This window comes from Pseudomonas sp. LS.1a, from assembly GCF_022533585.1.
Taxonomy (GTDB): Bacteria; Pseudomonadota; Gammaproteobacteria; order Pseudomonadales; family Pseudomonadaceae; genus Aquipseudomonas.
Map to the genome: position 1 here is coordinate 2,337,275 of NZ_CP092827.1, position 13,213 is coordinate 2,350,487.

Here is a 13,213-nt window from a genome sequence, read left to right on the forward strand (position 1 = left end):
AAGATGAGTGTCATCTTTCCGGATCTGCTGACTGAAGTGCGTTCGTTCCGAGCGAAACACCCAGAAATACGCTATGTCGACCTGATTGCGCTGGATATCCCCGGGCACTTCTACGGCAAGCGCTACCCCATGGACATGCTGGAAAAAGTCGCAGCCGGCACGCCGCTTAAGTTGCCGCAGAACTGCGTGCTGCTGGGCACCCAGGGTGGCCTCTACCCAATCGGTGACTACTGCTTCGCCGACGGCGACCCGGATGCCGCCCGCCGCCTGGTGCCGGGTACCCTCAAACCAGTGCGCTGGGAAAAGGAAGTGATCGCGCAGATGCTCATCACCTCCGACGGTACCGCCAAGCCCATCGAGTTCGAGCCCCGTGAAGTGCTGGCCCGGGTGCTCCAGCGCCTGGCCAGGCGCGGCATCCGCCCGGTGGTGGCCTTCGAACTGGAGTTCTACCTGTTCGACCGCAAGCTCGATAACGGCCTGCCCCAGTACCCACGCGACACGGCGACCGACGACCAGGACGACCAGCCGAACATGCACATCGAGCGGCTGTCGCGCTTCGCACCGGTGCTGCACGAGATGGTCGATGGCGCCAACGAGCAGGGCGTCCCGGCGAACGTCATCACCGCCGAGCTGGGCCCAGGCCAGTTCGAGATCAACTTCTCCCACAGCGACGATGCCCTCAGTGCGGCGGACTGGTCGGCGCTGTTCTGCCGCAGTACCCGTGGTATCGCGATGAAGCACGGCTACCGTGCCAGCTTCATGAGCAAGCCGTACCTCGACGCGCCGGGCAGCGGCATGCATGTACACGTCAGCCTGTACGACAACGCCGGCAACAACATCCTGGCCGGCGCCGAACAGCGCAAGCTGCGCCATGCGGTGGCGGGGTGCCTGGAGCTGCTGCCCCATTGCATGCCGATCTTCGCCCCCAACCACAATGCCTACCGCCGTTACGGCGCCATGGTCAACGCGGCGAGCAAGGCCAGCTGGGGCTTCGAAGATCGTGATGCGTGTATTCGCATCCCCGAGTCCGACCCGCGCAACCTGCGCATCGAACACCGCCTCGCCGGTGCCGACGCCAACCCGTACCTGGTGCTGGCGGCCATCCTGACCGGGATGGAGCATGGCCTGGATCGTGGTGTCGAGCCCATCGCCCCGCTGAACGACAACCGCCAGAGCGGCATCGACTTCCCCAAGGATGCGCTCAGTGCCCTGGCCGCCATGCGCCACCACCCGGTGGTCAACGAGGGCCTGGGCAGTGAGTTCGTGATGGTCTATTGCGAAAACAAATACCAGGAGCAACTGGACTTCATGCGCCACATCGATGCCCGTGAATACCGCTGGTTCCTGTAGGTGCCGAGGTTCGAACAGCGACGCCTCCCTTTCTACCGTTTCAATACAACGCGCAATATGGATTTGCCGGAGGAAGATATGCCACGTGTGCCCGTTATCGGCATCACCGCATGCACCAGCATGATCGAGCTGCATGCAACCCAGACCATCAGCGAGAAGTACGCGCGCGCGGCGGCCAAGGCAGCGTGTGGGTTACCCATCGTGATTCCCAGCCTCGCAGACCTGATGGACAGCGCCGATATTCTCGATGTGGTGGATGGGCTGATCTTCACCGGTTCGCCGTCAAACATCGAGCCGTTCCACTACAACGGCCCGGCCAGTGCAGCGGGTACCCACCACGACCCGCTGCGGGATGCCACCACGTTGCCGCTGATGCGTGCGGCCATCGCCGCCGGTGTGCCGGTGCTCGGCATTTGCCGTGGCTTCCAGGAAATGAACGTGGCGCTGGGCGGCACCCTGCACCAGAAGGTCCACGAGACCGGCATGTTCATGGACCACCGTGAAAGCAAGGGTGAGCCCATCGAAAAGCAATATGGCCCGCGTCACGCCTTGCATATAGAGCCCGGCGGCATGCTCGACCGCATGGGCTTGCCGGCGATCATCAACGTCAATTCCATCCACGGCCAGGGTATCGATGTACTGGCCCCTGGGCTGAGGGTGGAGGCGCTGGCACCCGATGGCCTGGTGGAAGCGATTTCGGTCGAGAACAGCAAGGGTTTTGCCCTGGCCGTGCAATGGCACCCCGAGTACCAGGTCATGGATAACCCGCATTACCTGACTATCTTCCAGTCCTTTGGCAAGGCCTGCCGGCATCGCTCGGTGCTGCGCCAGATGCTGTTGAAGTCCGCCTGAACAGCGACCGTTCCCAATTACAAAAAAGTACCCGCGCAGCACGGCTGCGCAACTTGATGGAGTGAAGTCAATGAGTGAACAGCATTCGCAGACCCTTGCCTGGCAAGCGATGAGCCGCGACCATCACCTGGCGCCGTTCAGCGATGTCAGGCAACTGGCCGAGAAAGGCCCGCGCATCATCACCTCGGCCAAGGGCGTGTACCTTTGGGACAGCGAAGGCCACAAGATTCTCGATGGCATGGCAGGCCTTTGGTGTGTGGCGGTGGGCTATGGCCGCGATGAGCTGGCCGACGTCGCCAGCCAGCAGATGAGGCAGTTGCCGTACTACAACCTGTTCTTCCAGACTGCGCACCCGCCGGCGCTGGAACTGGCCAAGGCGATCGCCGATGTGGCCCCGCCAGGCATGAACCATGTGTTCTTCACCGGCTCCGGCTCCGAAGGCAACGATACCGTGCTGCGCATGGTCCGCCATTACTGGGCGCTCAAGGGCCAGAAGAACAAGAAGGTCATCATCGGCCGCATCAACGGCTACCACGGCTCCACCGTGGCCGGCGCGGGCCTGGGCGGCATGAGCGGCATGCACCAGCAGGGCGGGCTGATCCCGGATATCGTGCACATCCCGCAGCCGTACTGGTATGGCGAAGGCGGCGACATGGCCGAGGCCGACTTCGGCGTGTGGGCGGCCGAACAGCTGGAGAAGAAGATCCTCGAAGTTGGCGTGGACAATGTCGCCGCCTTCATCGCAGAACCGATTCAGGGCGCTGGTGGGGTGATCATTCCGCCGCAGACCTACTGGCCGAAGGTGAAGGAGATCCTCGCCAGGTACGACATCCTGTTCGTCGCCGACGAAGTGATCTGCGGCTTTGGCCGTACCGGCGAGTGGTTCGGCAGCGACTACTACGACCTCAAGCCCGACCTGATGACCATCGCCAAGGGCCTTACCTCCGGCTACATCCCCATGGGCGGCGTGATCGTGCGTGACGAAGTGGCCAAGGTCATCAGCGAAGGCGGTGACTTCAACCACGGTTTCACCTATTCCGGCCACCCTGTGGCGGCTGCGGTGGGCCTGGAGAACCTGCGGATCTTGCGTGACGAACAGATCATCGAACAGGTGCACGACAAAACCGCTCCTTACCTGCAACAACGCCTGCGCGAGCTGGCCGACCACCCGCTGGTAGGCGAAGTGCGCGGCCTGGGCATGCTCGGCGCGATCGAGCTGGTGAAAGACAAGGCCACCCGCGCCCGCTACGAAAGCAAAGGTATTGGCATGATCTGTCGCCAGCACTGCTTCGACAACGGCCTGATCATGCGTGCGGTGGGCGACACCATGATCATCGCGCCGCCGCTGGTGATCAGCATCGAGGAGATTGACGAACTGGTGGAAAAAGCCCGCAAGTGCCTGGACCTGACGTACGAGGCTGTTCGGTAAGGGACGAGCCCTGGGACTGGTGCCAGTAAGTTGAATGGTTTGGGGCCGCTTTGCGACCCTTCGCGGGCACGCCCGCTCCCACAGGGTTGGCGCTAGGTTCAGGAGAGGCGCGATCACTGTGGGAGCGGGCGTGCCCGCGAAGGGCTGCAAAGCAGCCCTAAGATCGCCATGAAGTATCTTGCTTTGTGAGATGAATCATGTACTTTTCAGGGCATCAATTTTCCCGTCCGAAAGTCGCGATTCAACCATGAAAGTGCACGAAGAGATCGAAGGCCTGGCCGTACTGATTCGCGACCTGCGCAAGTTCAAGGGCCTGACCCTCGGCGAACTGGCCCAGCGCATCGGCCGTTCGGTGGGCTTTCTGTCCCAGGTCGAACGGGGCGTGTCGCGCCCGACCGTGGCCGACCTCACGGCTATCAGCGAAGAGCTCGGCGTCTCCACGGCCTATTTCTACAAGCTGGACAAGCCCCGCGAACTCGACTGGGTCACCCGCCCTCACGAGCGTCGTACGCTTCACCTGGCCGGCGGCATCACCGATGTGCTGGCATCCCCCACGATCACCGGGGCGTTCTCCATGCTCGATAGCCACCTGGAACCGGGGGCCAGTAGTGGCGAGGAGTACCTGGACGACAGCTCGGAGCAGGGCTGCTTCGTGCTCGAAGGCGAACTGACCGTCTGGCTGGATGGCGGCGAGCCGGTAACGCTGCGCGCCAGTGACAGTTTTCAGCTGCAACCCCACGCCAGTTTTCGTTACGCCAACCTCACCGACAAGCCCACCCGCGTGCTCTGGGTGTTCAGCTGACGGGAAAACCCAAGCCATGCTGGCTCTGGAGTCACCAGGCAATCGGTGTGCCGTCCCACGCCCAGAATGTACCGCTCTGCTTTGGGCCGTGTCGGCTCACGAGCTCTAGAACGCATGACGCGGCAAATGCCGGCGAGAACAGTTTTCCCGGGGCCACATTGCCCTGAAAGGGCTGGGAAAGGCGGGTGGCGGTGGTCCCGGGATGCAGCAAGAGTATCGTGGAGGCGGGGTTCAGTCGCTTGAACTCGATGCTTGCAGTGCGCATAAGCTGGTTGAGCGCGGCCTTGCTGGCGCGATAGCTGTACCACCCGCCAAGATGATTGTCGCTGATCGAGCCGACCCGCGCCGACAGTGCCACATAGGTCATCGGTTGTTGTCGCAACAAGGGCAGCAAATGCCTGAGCAGCAGGACAGGTGCGAAACAGTTGGTCGTGAAACTGCTCAGTAGCCCTGCCATATCCACCTGTGTCAGCGCTTTTTCGGCCCGTGCAGGTGCCTCTTGCAGCACGCCAAGCGTACAAAATACCAGGTTCAGCTGGTTGCAACGGGCGCCTACTTGCGTTGCCAGGGTTTGCAGTGCCGCTTCGGAACACGCGTCGCAGTCGATGCGCAGCAACTTGCGCGGATGCTCGGCGAACAAGGCATCCAGCGCGGGGCTGCTGGTGGCATGTCGCGAGACGGCAAACACCTGCGCGACGTCGTCGCGCGCCAGCAACTGCGTGCACAGTGCAAGGCCAATCCCCTGGCTGGCTCCGCAGACCAGAACGTTGGCGGGCGTGTGAAGGTGATTGACAAGGCTCACTGAACTACCTCCTTTGCAAGGCCCCGCCGCCTCTCTGCCACTTCCACCGGCTTCGTCGAAAACTGGCGCCGAGAGCTGCAAGTAAAGTTGTACAAGTTGGCAAAAAGCTATACATGACTGCTAATATTGTACAGGTATTTTCAGGTGCTCGAGGTCAACATGGGGCACACCGCTCGTTGGGCCTGGCTTTGCCTGCTACTGACTGCCCTGTCGGAGGCGGCGGACTGGCGAACGGAGCTGCCAGGCGCGCAACGGCTGGGCGCCGGTGAGTTCACATGGTTTGGCCTGCGTCTTTACACCGCTCAGCTATGGGCAGCCGGTCCGGTTGAGGACTGGAATCGGCCTTTTGCCCTTGAACTGGCCTATCACCGAAGGCTGTCCAGGGATGTGCTGGTACAGGCCAGCCTCGAGGAAATGCACCGCCTGGACCCTGACAACGCGACGCCGCAGCGGCGCGCGGTGTGGGCCCAGGCCATGCAGCAAGCGTTTGTGGATGTGCGCCCTGGCATGCGCATTACTGGCGTCTACATGCCGGGGCAGGGCTGCCGCTTCTACGTCGATGGCAAACTCAGCCGGGCGATCGCCGACCCGCGCTTTGCCCGGGCGTTCTTCGCCATCTGGCTAGATCCGCGGGCCAGGGATCAACAACTGCGTCAGCGTCTGCTGGGAGGGCTGCCATGAATCTGCAACAGCCAGGGGTAGCCTGACGATGCGCCTGGGCCTGGTACTGGGTGACCAGCTGACGTTCGACCTGGCAAGCCTGAGGGCCCTCGATCCTGCCCGCGATGTTGTGCTGATGGCAGAAGTGGAGGGAGAGGCCCGGTACGTGCCGCATCATCCACTGAAGATCGTCCTGATCTTCAGCGCCATGCGACACTTCGCCCAGGCACTGCGTGAGCGCGGTTGGCAAGTGCATTATGTGCAACTCGACGATGACGGCAACAGCGGTAGCATCGTTGGCGAGTTGCGGCGCTGGCAGCAAGCCCTGGGAGCCACGCACATTCACCTGACCGAGTGCGGTGAATGGCGCCTGGAGCAGGCGTTGCGCGATGCCGCACTGCCGCTTGTGTGGCATCGCGACACGCGATTTCTTTGTTCTCGCGAAGCCTTCGCGCGCTGGGCCCGGGAGCGCGGCCAACTGCGCATGGAGCACTTCTACCGTGGCATGCGCAAGCGTACCGGCCTGCTGCTGGAGCCTGACGGCAGCCCGGCAGGTGGAACCTGGAATCTCGATGGCGACAATCGCAAGGCCTTGCCGCGCCAGCTACGTGGCCCCTTCGCCGCGCATTTCGAGCAGGACGAGATCACGGCGGCGGTGATAGCCCTGGTACGCCAACGCTTCAGCGACCACTACGGAGCCATCGACGGTTTCGATTACCCCGTGACCCATGCCGAGGCGCTGCAGCTCTGGCAACACTTTCTGGAGTTCGGCCTGGCGGCGTTCGGTGACTACCAGGACGCAATGGCCGAGGGCGAGCCGTACCTGTTCCATGCGCGCATCAGTGCGGCACTGAACATCGGGCTTCTGGACGTACGTTGCCTGTGCGACGAGGTCGACAAGGCCTGGCGCGAGGGGCGAGTGCCGCTCAATGCGGCAGAGGGCTTCATCCGCCAGTTGATCGGCTGGCGCGAGTATGTGCGCGGCATCTATTGGCTGCGCATGCCGGAGTATGCTGCGCTCAACTACCTGGGCAACGAGCGGGCGCTGCCGGAATTCTACTGGACCGGGCGCACCCGCATGCGCTGCATGGAGCAGGCCATCGGCCAGACCCTTCGCCTGGGCTACGCTCACCATATCCAGCGGCTCATGGTCACCGGCAACTTCGCCTTGCTGGCCGGTATCGAGCCAGCTGCGATCTGTGAGTGGTACCTGGCGGTCTACATGGATGCCTTCGACTGGGTCGAGCTGCCCAACACGCTGGGTATGGTGATGTACGCCGACGGCGGCTACCTGGGGTCCAAGCCTTACTGCGCCAGTGGTCGCTATATCCAGCGCATGTCCGACCATTGCAAGGCATGCAGTTACAGGGTTGACCAGGTGACCGAGGAGGATGGCTGCCCGTTCAATGCCTTGTATTGGCATTTTCTGATTCGCCATCGCCCCCTGCTTTCGGCTAACCCGCGTCTGGCGCTGGTCTATCGAAGCCTCGATGGCATGGCGGCTGACCGTCGTGATGCCGTGTGGCAGCGTGGCCAGTCACTTTTGGCACGACTCGATGCGGCGCAGCCGATATGAAAAAGGGTCTTTTGCCCAGCAAGGTCTGCGTGGTGTGTGGGCGGCCGTTCAACTGGCGCAAGCGCTGGGCGCGTTGTTGGGCGCAGGTGCGCTACTGCTCCGAACGATGCCGCAAATCAGCACCGTACCGCGAGGCGCGCGAGCAGGGGCAGGGTAGCGGCCCATATAGGCACCAGTAGCAGGCCGGTTTGCAGCGGGCCCATGGGCAAGTCGACATTTGCCAGCCTTGCTCCGCTCAGATAGGCCAGAGGGCCGCCAACTGCACCCACCAGCGCACCGAGCCGCCAGTGACGGTCGGCCCATGCCAGGCTGTGGCGCATGCCGCTGGCCAGCACCAGCCACAGCAGCGCAAGCCACAGCGGCAGTGGCCAGGTGTCGAAACCGAACACGCCCAGCGCGCCCAGCACGCTATCCAGCAAACATCCGACCGGCGTTACGCGCAACAGCGCCTTGACCTCTGCGTGGACGTCCGGGCACAGGCTCAAGTGCACGGCCAGGCCAGGAATCACCAGCATCGACAGGAAGGGCTTTTCGCTCCCCAGTACGCAGAGCCACCAGCCAGCCTGTAGCCACAAGGCATTGGCGACCAGCCAGCGACGGCTCATCAGGCACTGCCGGGCAAGGGCGCGCGCCGTGCCTGGGGCGCTGCCCAGAGCAGATGCGCGACACCGATGGTGCGCTCCTCGAAGCCGCCTTGGCAGTAACACAGGTAGAATTCCCACAGGCGCTGAAACATGTCGTCGTAGCCCAGCTCCGTCAATGCCGTACGTGCCTGGCGCAGGTTTTCTCGCCAATGCCGCAGGGTGCGGGCATAGTCCTGGCCGAAATCTTCCATGTGCAAGAGGTTGAGTGCGGTGTGCCGGCTGGCAGTTTCCAGCAACACGCTCAACGAAGGCAGGGCGCCACCGGGGAAGATGTAGCGCTGGATGAAATCGACCGACCGCCGCGCCTGTGCATAGCGCTGGTCGCGGATGGTGATCGCCTGCAACAGCATCAGGCCGTCGGGCTTGAGTAGCGAGGCACACTGGCGGAAGTACACCGGCAGGTAACGATGGCCCACGGCCTCGATCATCTCGATCGAGACCAGTTTGTCGAAGGTGCCTTGAAGATCGCGGTAGTCTTCGCGAAGCACTTTCACGCGCTGCTCCAGCCCCAGTGCCTGAACGCGCTGCAGGGTATGGCTGTACTGCGCTTCGGAGAGCGTCGTTGTGGTGACCCTGCAGCCATATCGGGTGGCGGCGTGGATCGCCAGGCTGCCCCACCCGCAGCCGATCTCCAGCAGGTGGTCGTCAGGGCACAGTTCCAGCTTCTGGCAGATGCGCTCCAGTTTGTGCAGCTGAGCGTGCTCCAGCGTCTGTTCAGGGTGTTCGAACTGGGCTGCCGAGTACATCATGGTGGGGTCCAGCAGCCGCTCGAACAGGGCATTGCCCAGATCGTAGTGCGCCAGGATATTGCGGCGGGCACCGCGCCTGCTGTTGCGGTTGAGTTTGTGCTGCAACCGCAGGGCAGGGCGGCCGAAGCGGGCCAGGCCACCCTCGAGTGCGTCAAGTACCTCGAGGTTTGCGACGAACAGGCGAGTGACCAGCGCCAGGTCGGGGCTTCGCCAATAGCCGTGGATGTAAGCTTCGCCAGCACCGATCGAGCCATTGCCGGCTATCAGGCTCCAGGTGATGTCATCAAGGATTTCCACCTCGGCCTGCAACGGGCTGTCGACATCACCGAAACTCCATTGCTGCCCGTGGCTGAGCAGGCGCAGGTGGCCATGGCGCAGCCTGCCCAGCCGGGCGAGCACGGCGTTTCGTGCCAGACCACCGAACAAAGGCCCGAGGCCTGCGAACTTGCTAACGCTCAGGGTGGGGTTCGACATCATCAGGGTCCTCGCAGGAATGGCCGAGCGCCAGGTCACTCTGGCTGGGCGTGTGGTCGTGGATGGGCGTGCGTTTGAACAACAGGCGCAGTGCCTGCCAATAGATGGCCGAGACGGTGCGCAGGCTCATCCATGGGAAGGCCAGTACGTATCGGTGCACGGCGGCCTTATCCAGCGGCTGGCGCTGCAGGGCCAGGTCGGCCTCGAACACCTTGCGATCGGCTTGCCAGTTCTCCATGTGGATGCGTACATGTTCAGCGTCCAGGGCGAAGCGCAAGCGATAGTCCATGTGCAGTGGCATGAATGGCGACACATGGAAGGCCTTGGCGACGGCGAAGGGCCTGGCAAGGTTTCCTTGCACCGGCAGCACGTAATGAAAGCGCTCGCGCCATGGCGTGTTTCGCACCTCCAGCAGGATCGCCGTCAGTCGCCCATCGCGGTCATGGCAGAAATAGAAGCTCACCGGGTTGAACGACAGCCCCCAGCAACGCAATTGCGTGAGCAGGTGCACCGGCCCCTCGGGCATATCTCCCGTCGCGTTCTGCACCAGCAAGCGTGCAGCCTGGGCCAGCGTCTCGCCTTTGCGGGTCCGAGCTGGCAGGTAATCTGCCTGGTGCCAGCTCAGCGGCGCCAGGCGCCAGCGCCACAGCCAGCGTGACAGGCCTGCCAGCCAGGCTTGCTCGTCCAGGTCCAGGTAGAACATGCCGATCCTGTAGCGGAACGCATGGGGGCGCGGCGCCAGGCGTCGGTGGCTGACCCAGCCCACGCAAAGGCTGCTGTTCACAGGTGCTCTCCGAAATGCGCGGCCACCTTTAGTGCACTGACCACGCCATCTTCGTGAAAGCCATTGCCCCAGTAGGCGCCGCAGAAGTAGCTGTGGCGATGGCCTTGCAGCTGCGCCTGGCGCATCTGCGCGGTGGATGCCGCAAGGCTGTACTGCGGATGGTCGTACCGGAAGCGGGCGATGACCTGTGCCGGATCCACCAGTGCGGTTTGGTTAAGGCTCACGCAGAAAGTCGTCGGCACCTGGATACCTTGCAGAATGTTCATGTTGTAGGTCACCGCGGCAGGGGCCTGTTGTGGCCCGCCGAGACGGTAGTTCCAGCTGGCCCAGGCGCGCTTGCGCCGGGGTAGCAGACGGGTATCGGTGTGCAGCACCACATCGTTGCTGGCATAGCCGATGGCGCCGAGCACTTCCCGTTCCTGTACGCTCGGCGCTTCCAGCAGCGCCAGGGCCTGGTCGCTGTGGCAGGCGAACACCACATTATCGAAACGTTCGGTACCGGCACTGCTCGTCAGGGTGACGCCACCTTCGTCGCGGCTGACCCGGTAAACCTTGCAATCGAGGCGGATACGATCGGCAAACGGTCGGCACAGCGGGCCGACATAGCTGCGCGAGCCCCCTTCGATCACGCGCCACTGTGGACGTTGGTTTACCGACAACAAGCCGTGGTTGCGACAGAACCGCACGAAGAACGCGAGTGGGAAGCCGAGCATGTCCGCGCGGGACATCGACCAGATCGCCGACCCCATCGGTACGATGTAATGATCGATGAAGCGCTGTCCATAACGCTGCGCCTGGAGGTAGGCGCCGAGGGTAGCGTTGGCATCGATACGCTGGTTATCCAGGTCGGCGAGGGCCTGGCGATTGAAACGCAGAATATCCCGTAGCATCCCCCAGAACCCCGGTGACACCAGGTTGCGGCGTTGGGCAAACAGGGTATTCAGGTCGTGCCCGTTGTATTCCAGGCCGGTGACCGGGTCATGCACGGAGAAGCTCATTTCGGTCGGCCGTGAGGCGACCTTCAGGTGGTCGAGCAAGCGGATGAAGTTCGGATAGGTCCAGTCATTGAAGACGATGAAGCCGGTATCTATTGCATGGCGTTCACCCTGCCAGATCACATCGAGGGTATGCGTGTGGCCCCCGATCCAGCGCTCGGCTTCGAAAACCGTGACCTCATGCTTGCGTGACAGCAGATGAGCGCAGGATAGGCCTGCGATGCCGCTGCCGATGATTGCTATACGCATGGGGCATCATTCCTGTTCATGACGGGCAAGGCGTTGCCCTAGCGCCAGGCGCAGGCGTGCGGGCAGTGCGCCAAGCAGGCGCAATACCAGGGTGAAAAACCGGGGAAAGTTGATTTCCAGCGGGCGTTCAGGCAGGCGTTTGGCAATGTGGCTGGCTGCGCGCTGCGCCGACCATAGCTGGGGCATCGGGAAATCGTTGCGACGAGTCAATGGTGTATCCACAAAGCCGGGGCTGACGAGGGTAACGGCGATGCCTTCGCGGGCCAGGTCGATGCGCTGCGATTCCACCAGATAACGCACGGCTGCCTTGGACGCGCCATAGGCGCCGGCGCGGGGCAGGGCCAGCCAGGTCACCGAACTGCCCATCACCACCAGGTGAGGCTGCTGGCCGACGCGAAGCAAGGGCAAGGCTGCTGCCAGGCAGTAGCTGACAGCCAGGAAATTGGTACGGACCACGCGCTCGACCAGGGCAGGGTCGAAATGGCCCGGTTCCAGGTACTCGCAGGTGCCTGCATTGAGGATTACCCGGTCGAGCCCGCCCCAGGCCTGCTCGATACGGGTTGCGATCCCTGCTACCTGTACAGGGTCGTCAAGGTCGCCAATGGCCAGCAGCACCTGCCCGGGAAAGTGTTCGGCCAACGGTGCGAGACGATCGGCATGGCGTGCGCCCAAGGCAACCTGGTGGCCTTGCTCCAGCAGGCATCGTGCAAGTGCGGCACCGATACCGCTGCTTGCGCCTGTCAGCCAGCAGCGGCTCATGCCATCCGGCCTTTGAGCCATCGAATCGCACTGCCCATGACCGGAACATGTTCGTAGAGCAAGGCTGCAGCGTCGAAATAGTCCTGGTGAAAATGGACCCGGTCATGCCATTGCAGGTAACTGCATCCCTGCAAGGTGATCTGCTGACCACGGGACAGGCGTGGATGGCGGAACTGCAGGGTCCAACGCAGATAGCCTTTCCCGGGCATCACCTCGTCGATGCTGGAGAAGTCATAGCGAATATCGTGAGCGTTGGCGTACTGCTGCGCCAGGTATGCCTGCAGAGCCCGAAGCCCTTGGATCTGATGCAATGGATCGCGAAAGGTGACATCGTCGCTGTACAGCTTTTCAAGGGTGTCGAGGTTGCCCCCGTCGAGTCTGGTGAAGTGCTCGGCGAATTGCTGCAGATACGCTGACATGCTGGGCTCCAGGAAATCCTGTACAAGAATGGCTTGCTGTACAGGTATATCCGAAGTCTAAGCCTAAATCTATACAAGTCAACGATATTGTATAGGTTTGCTCAGCGCTCCGACTGGCCCAGTAGCCGACGCAATTCAGCTACCTCGGCCTCCAGCTCGCGTAGCTTTTCCTCGGCGAAAACCTGCGCTGTGACGTCGCGCTGGATGCCGATGTAGTACGTCAACTGGTCCGCCTCGTTGTGCACGGGCGTGATGGACAACTCGTTCCAGAACAGGCTCCCGTCCTTGCGGTAATTGCGCAGCACCTGGCAGCAGGGGAGGCCTCCACGGATTGCCTCGCGGATGTTGGCGAGGCCCGCCTGGTCATGATCTTCGCCCTGGAGAAAACGGCAGTCCTGATAGAGAATTTCCTCGGCGCGATAACCGGTCAGGCGTTCGAAGGCAGGGTTGACGTAGATAAGGATACTGTCGTCGCCTTCTTGTTCGGCGACGACGATGCCATCGTTGGAGTGCTCGACCATCAGTTGCAGGAGTTTCGCGTTGATCATGGGGCCCACCTACAGGCTTTCGTATGCGAAGTGCGCAGCGTGGCCTGCGTGCAGAAGGCCTCGGCGCCGTTTGTTGCATGATGAACCAACGAGGCTCGCCGCAGAAGGTGCATATGGGTTT

Annotated in this window: 15 protein-coding genes; 7 read left to right on the forward strand and 8 right to left on the reverse strand. The window is 62.6% G+C overall.

Annotated elements, in window-relative coordinates; all coding sequences use genetic code 11:
• Window positions 1-3 precede the first annotated feature (3 nt).
• The 4 genes from MKK04_RS10705 to MKK04_RS10720 all read left to right on the forward strand — a co-directional run bounded on the left by MKK04_RS10705 (window position 4) and on the right by MKK04_RS10720 (window position 4,433).
• Window positions 4-1,350, forward strand: a complete 1,347-nt coding sequence (locus tag MKK04_RS10705) for a glutamine synthetase family protein (protein WP_063913581.1) — start codon at window positions 4-6, stop codon at window positions 1,348-1,350.
• Window positions 1,351-1,428: 78 nt separating this feature from the next.
• Complete coding sequence (locus MKK04_RS10710; protein ID WP_063913580.1) at window positions 1,429-2,202, forward strand: gamma-glutamyl-gamma-aminobutyrate hydrolase family protein; 774 nt, start codon at window positions 1,429-1,431, stop codon at window positions 2,200-2,202.
• Between the two features lie 70 nt (window positions 2,203-2,272).
• Complete coding sequence (locus tag MKK04_RS10715) at window positions 2,273-3,631, forward strand: aspartate aminotransferase family protein (RefSeq protein WP_241106569.1); 1,359 nt, start codon at window positions 2,273-2,275, stop codon at window positions 3,629-3,631.
• A 247-nt stretch (window positions 3,632-3,878) separates the two neighbouring features.
• Window positions 3,879-4,433, forward strand: coding sequence for a helix-turn-helix domain-containing protein (locus MKK04_RS10720; protein ID WP_063913578.1), 555 nt, complete (start codon window positions 3,879-3,881; stop codon window positions 4,431-4,433).
• A gap of 31 nt (window positions 4,434-4,464) precedes the next feature.
• Here the strand turns inward: MKK04_RS10720 and MKK04_RS10725 are convergent, their stop codons facing one another.
• Window positions 4,465-5,235, reverse strand: a complete 771-nt coding sequence (locus MKK04_RS10725; protein WP_063913577.1) for an SDR family NAD(P)-dependent oxidoreductase — start codon at window positions 5,233-5,235, stop codon at window positions 4,465-4,467.
• A gap of 159 nt (window positions 5,236-5,394) precedes the next feature.
• Between MKK04_RS10725 and MKK04_RS10730 the strand changes: the two genes are divergently transcribed.
• The 3 genes from MKK04_RS10730 to MKK04_RS10740 are packed head-to-tail and all read left to right on the forward strand — an operon-like array spanning window position 5,395 to window position 7,650.
• Window positions 5,395-5,916: a chalcone isomerase family protein gene (locus MKK04_RS10730; protein ID WP_207830640.1), complete on the forward strand. Its 522-nt coding sequence runs from the start codon at window positions 5,395-5,397 to the stop codon at window positions 5,914-5,916.
• Between the two features lie 28 nt (window positions 5,917-5,944).
• A complete protein-coding gene (locus MKK04_RS10735; RefSeq protein WP_233694251.1) occupies window positions 5,945-7,471 on the forward strand; it encodes a cryptochrome/photolyase family protein in 1,527 nt (508 codons plus the stop codon).
• Window positions 7,468-7,650 carry a DUF2256 domain-containing protein gene (locus MKK04_RS10740; RefSeq protein WP_207830365.1) on the forward strand — a complete coding sequence of 61 codons (183 nt, stop codon included), beginning with the start codon at window positions 7,468-7,470 and terminating at the stop codon, window positions 7,648-7,650. Before MKK04_RS10735 ends, MKK04_RS10740 begins: the two co-directional genes overlap by 4 nt.
• Here MKK04_RS10740 and MKK04_RS10745 read toward each other — a convergent pair.
• From MKK04_RS10745 to MKK04_RS10775, 7 genes are all read right to left on the reverse strand, one after another.
• Window positions 7,588-8,076 carry a DUF2878 domain-containing protein gene (locus MKK04_RS10745; RefSeq protein ID WP_063913575.1) on the reverse strand — a complete coding sequence of 163 codons (489 nt, stop codon included), beginning with the start codon at window positions 8,074-8,076 and terminating at the stop codon, window positions 7,588-7,590. The genes MKK04_RS10740 and MKK04_RS10745 overlap by 63 nt on opposite strands.
• Window positions 8,076-9,338 carry an SAM-dependent methyltransferase gene (locus MKK04_RS10750; protein ID WP_063913574.1) on the reverse strand — a complete coding sequence of 421 codons (1,263 nt, stop codon included), beginning with the start codon at window positions 9,336-9,338 and terminating at the stop codon, window positions 8,076-8,078. Before MKK04_RS10750 ends, MKK04_RS10745 begins: the two co-directional genes overlap by 1 nt.
• On the reverse strand, window positions 9,313-10,122 hold the full coding sequence (locus tag MKK04_RS10755; RefSeq protein ID WP_207830363.1) for a DUF1365 domain-containing protein: 810 nt from the start codon (window positions 10,120-10,122) through the stop codon (window positions 9,313-9,315). The genes MKK04_RS10750 and MKK04_RS10755 overlap by 26 nt, the downstream gene beginning before the upstream one ends.
• A complete protein-coding gene (locus tag MKK04_RS10760; RefSeq protein ID WP_241106570.1) occupies window positions 10,119-11,366 on the reverse strand; it encodes an NAD(P)/FAD-dependent oxidoreductase in 1,248 nt (415 codons plus the stop codon). Before MKK04_RS10760 ends, MKK04_RS10755 begins: the two co-directional genes overlap by 4 nt.
• Before the next feature lie 6 nt (window positions 11,367-11,372).
• Window positions 11,373-12,125, reverse strand: a complete 753-nt coding sequence (locus MKK04_RS10765) for an SDR family NAD(P)-dependent oxidoreductase (RefSeq protein WP_207830358.1) — start codon at window positions 12,123-12,125, stop codon at window positions 11,373-11,375.
• The gene (locus MKK04_RS10770) at window positions 12,122-12,544 is read right to left on the reverse strand and encodes a nuclear transport factor 2 family protein (RefSeq protein WP_207830355.1); all 423 of its coding nucleotides are present in this window, start codon (window positions 12,542-12,544) and stop codon (window positions 12,122-12,124) included. Before MKK04_RS10770 ends, MKK04_RS10765 begins: the two co-directional genes overlap by 4 nt.
• 101 nt (window positions 12,545-12,645) lie before the next feature.
• Window positions 12,646-13,092 carry a PAS domain S-box protein gene (locus MKK04_RS10775; RefSeq protein ID WP_207830353.1) on the reverse strand — a complete coding sequence of 149 codons (447 nt, stop codon included), beginning with the start codon at window positions 13,090-13,092 and terminating at the stop codon, window positions 12,646-12,648.
• Between the last annotated feature and the right edge of the window lie 121 nt (window positions 13,093-13,213).

Bases quoted from the DNA above. Each gene is read 5' to 3' on its own strand.
- MKK04_RS10715 (WP_241106569.1), top strand. From the start codon at position 2,273: ATGAGTGAACAGCATTCGCAGACCCTTGCCTGGCAAGCGATGAGCCGC.
- MKK04_RS10735 (WP_233694251.1), top strand. From the start codon at position 5,945: ATGCGCCTGGGCCTGGTACTGGGTGACCAGCTGACGTTCGACCTGGCA.
- MKK04_RS10740 (WP_207830365.1), top strand. From the start codon at position 7,468: ATGAAAAAGGGTCTTTTGCCCAGCAAGGTCTGCGTGGTGTGTGGGCGG.
- MKK04_RS10705 (WP_063913581.1), top strand. From the start codon at position 4: ATGAGTGTCATCTTTCCGGATCTGCTGACTGAAGTGCGTTCGTTCCGA.
- MKK04_RS10770 (WP_207830355.1), bottom strand. From the start codon at position 12,544: ATGTCAGCGTATCTGCAGCAATTCGCCGAGCACTTCACCAGACTCGAC.
- MKK04_RS10730 (WP_207830640.1), top strand. From the start codon at position 5,395: ATGGGGCACACCGCTCGTTGGGCCTGGCTTTGCCTGCTACTGACTGCC.
- MKK04_RS10745 (WP_063913575.1), bottom strand. From the start codon at position 8,076: ATGAGCCGTCGCTGGCTGGTCGCCAATGCCTTGTGGCTACAGGCTGGC.
- MKK04_RS10720 (WP_063913578.1), top strand. From the start codon at position 3,879: ATGAAAGTGCACGAAGAGATCGAAGGCCTGGCCGTACTGATTCGCGAC.
- MKK04_RS10765 (WP_207830358.1), bottom strand. From the start codon at position 12,125: ATGAGCCGCTGCTGGCTGACAGGCGCAAGCAGCGGTATCGGTGCCGCA.
- MKK04_RS10760 (WP_241106570.1), bottom strand. From the start codon at position 11,366: ATGCGTATAGCAATCATCGGCAGCGGCATCGCAGGCCTATCCTGCGCT.
- MKK04_RS10710 (WP_063913580.1), top strand. From the start codon at position 1,429: ATGCCACGTGTGCCCGTTATCGGCATCACCGCATGCACCAGCATGATC.
- MKK04_RS10750 (WP_063913574.1), bottom strand. From the start codon at position 9,338: ATGTCGAACCCCACCCTGAGCGTTAGCAAGTTCGCAGGCCTCGGGCCT.
- MKK04_RS10775 (WP_207830353.1), bottom strand. From the start codon at position 13,092: ATGATCAACGCGAAACTCCTGCAACTGATGGTCGAGCACTCCAACGAT.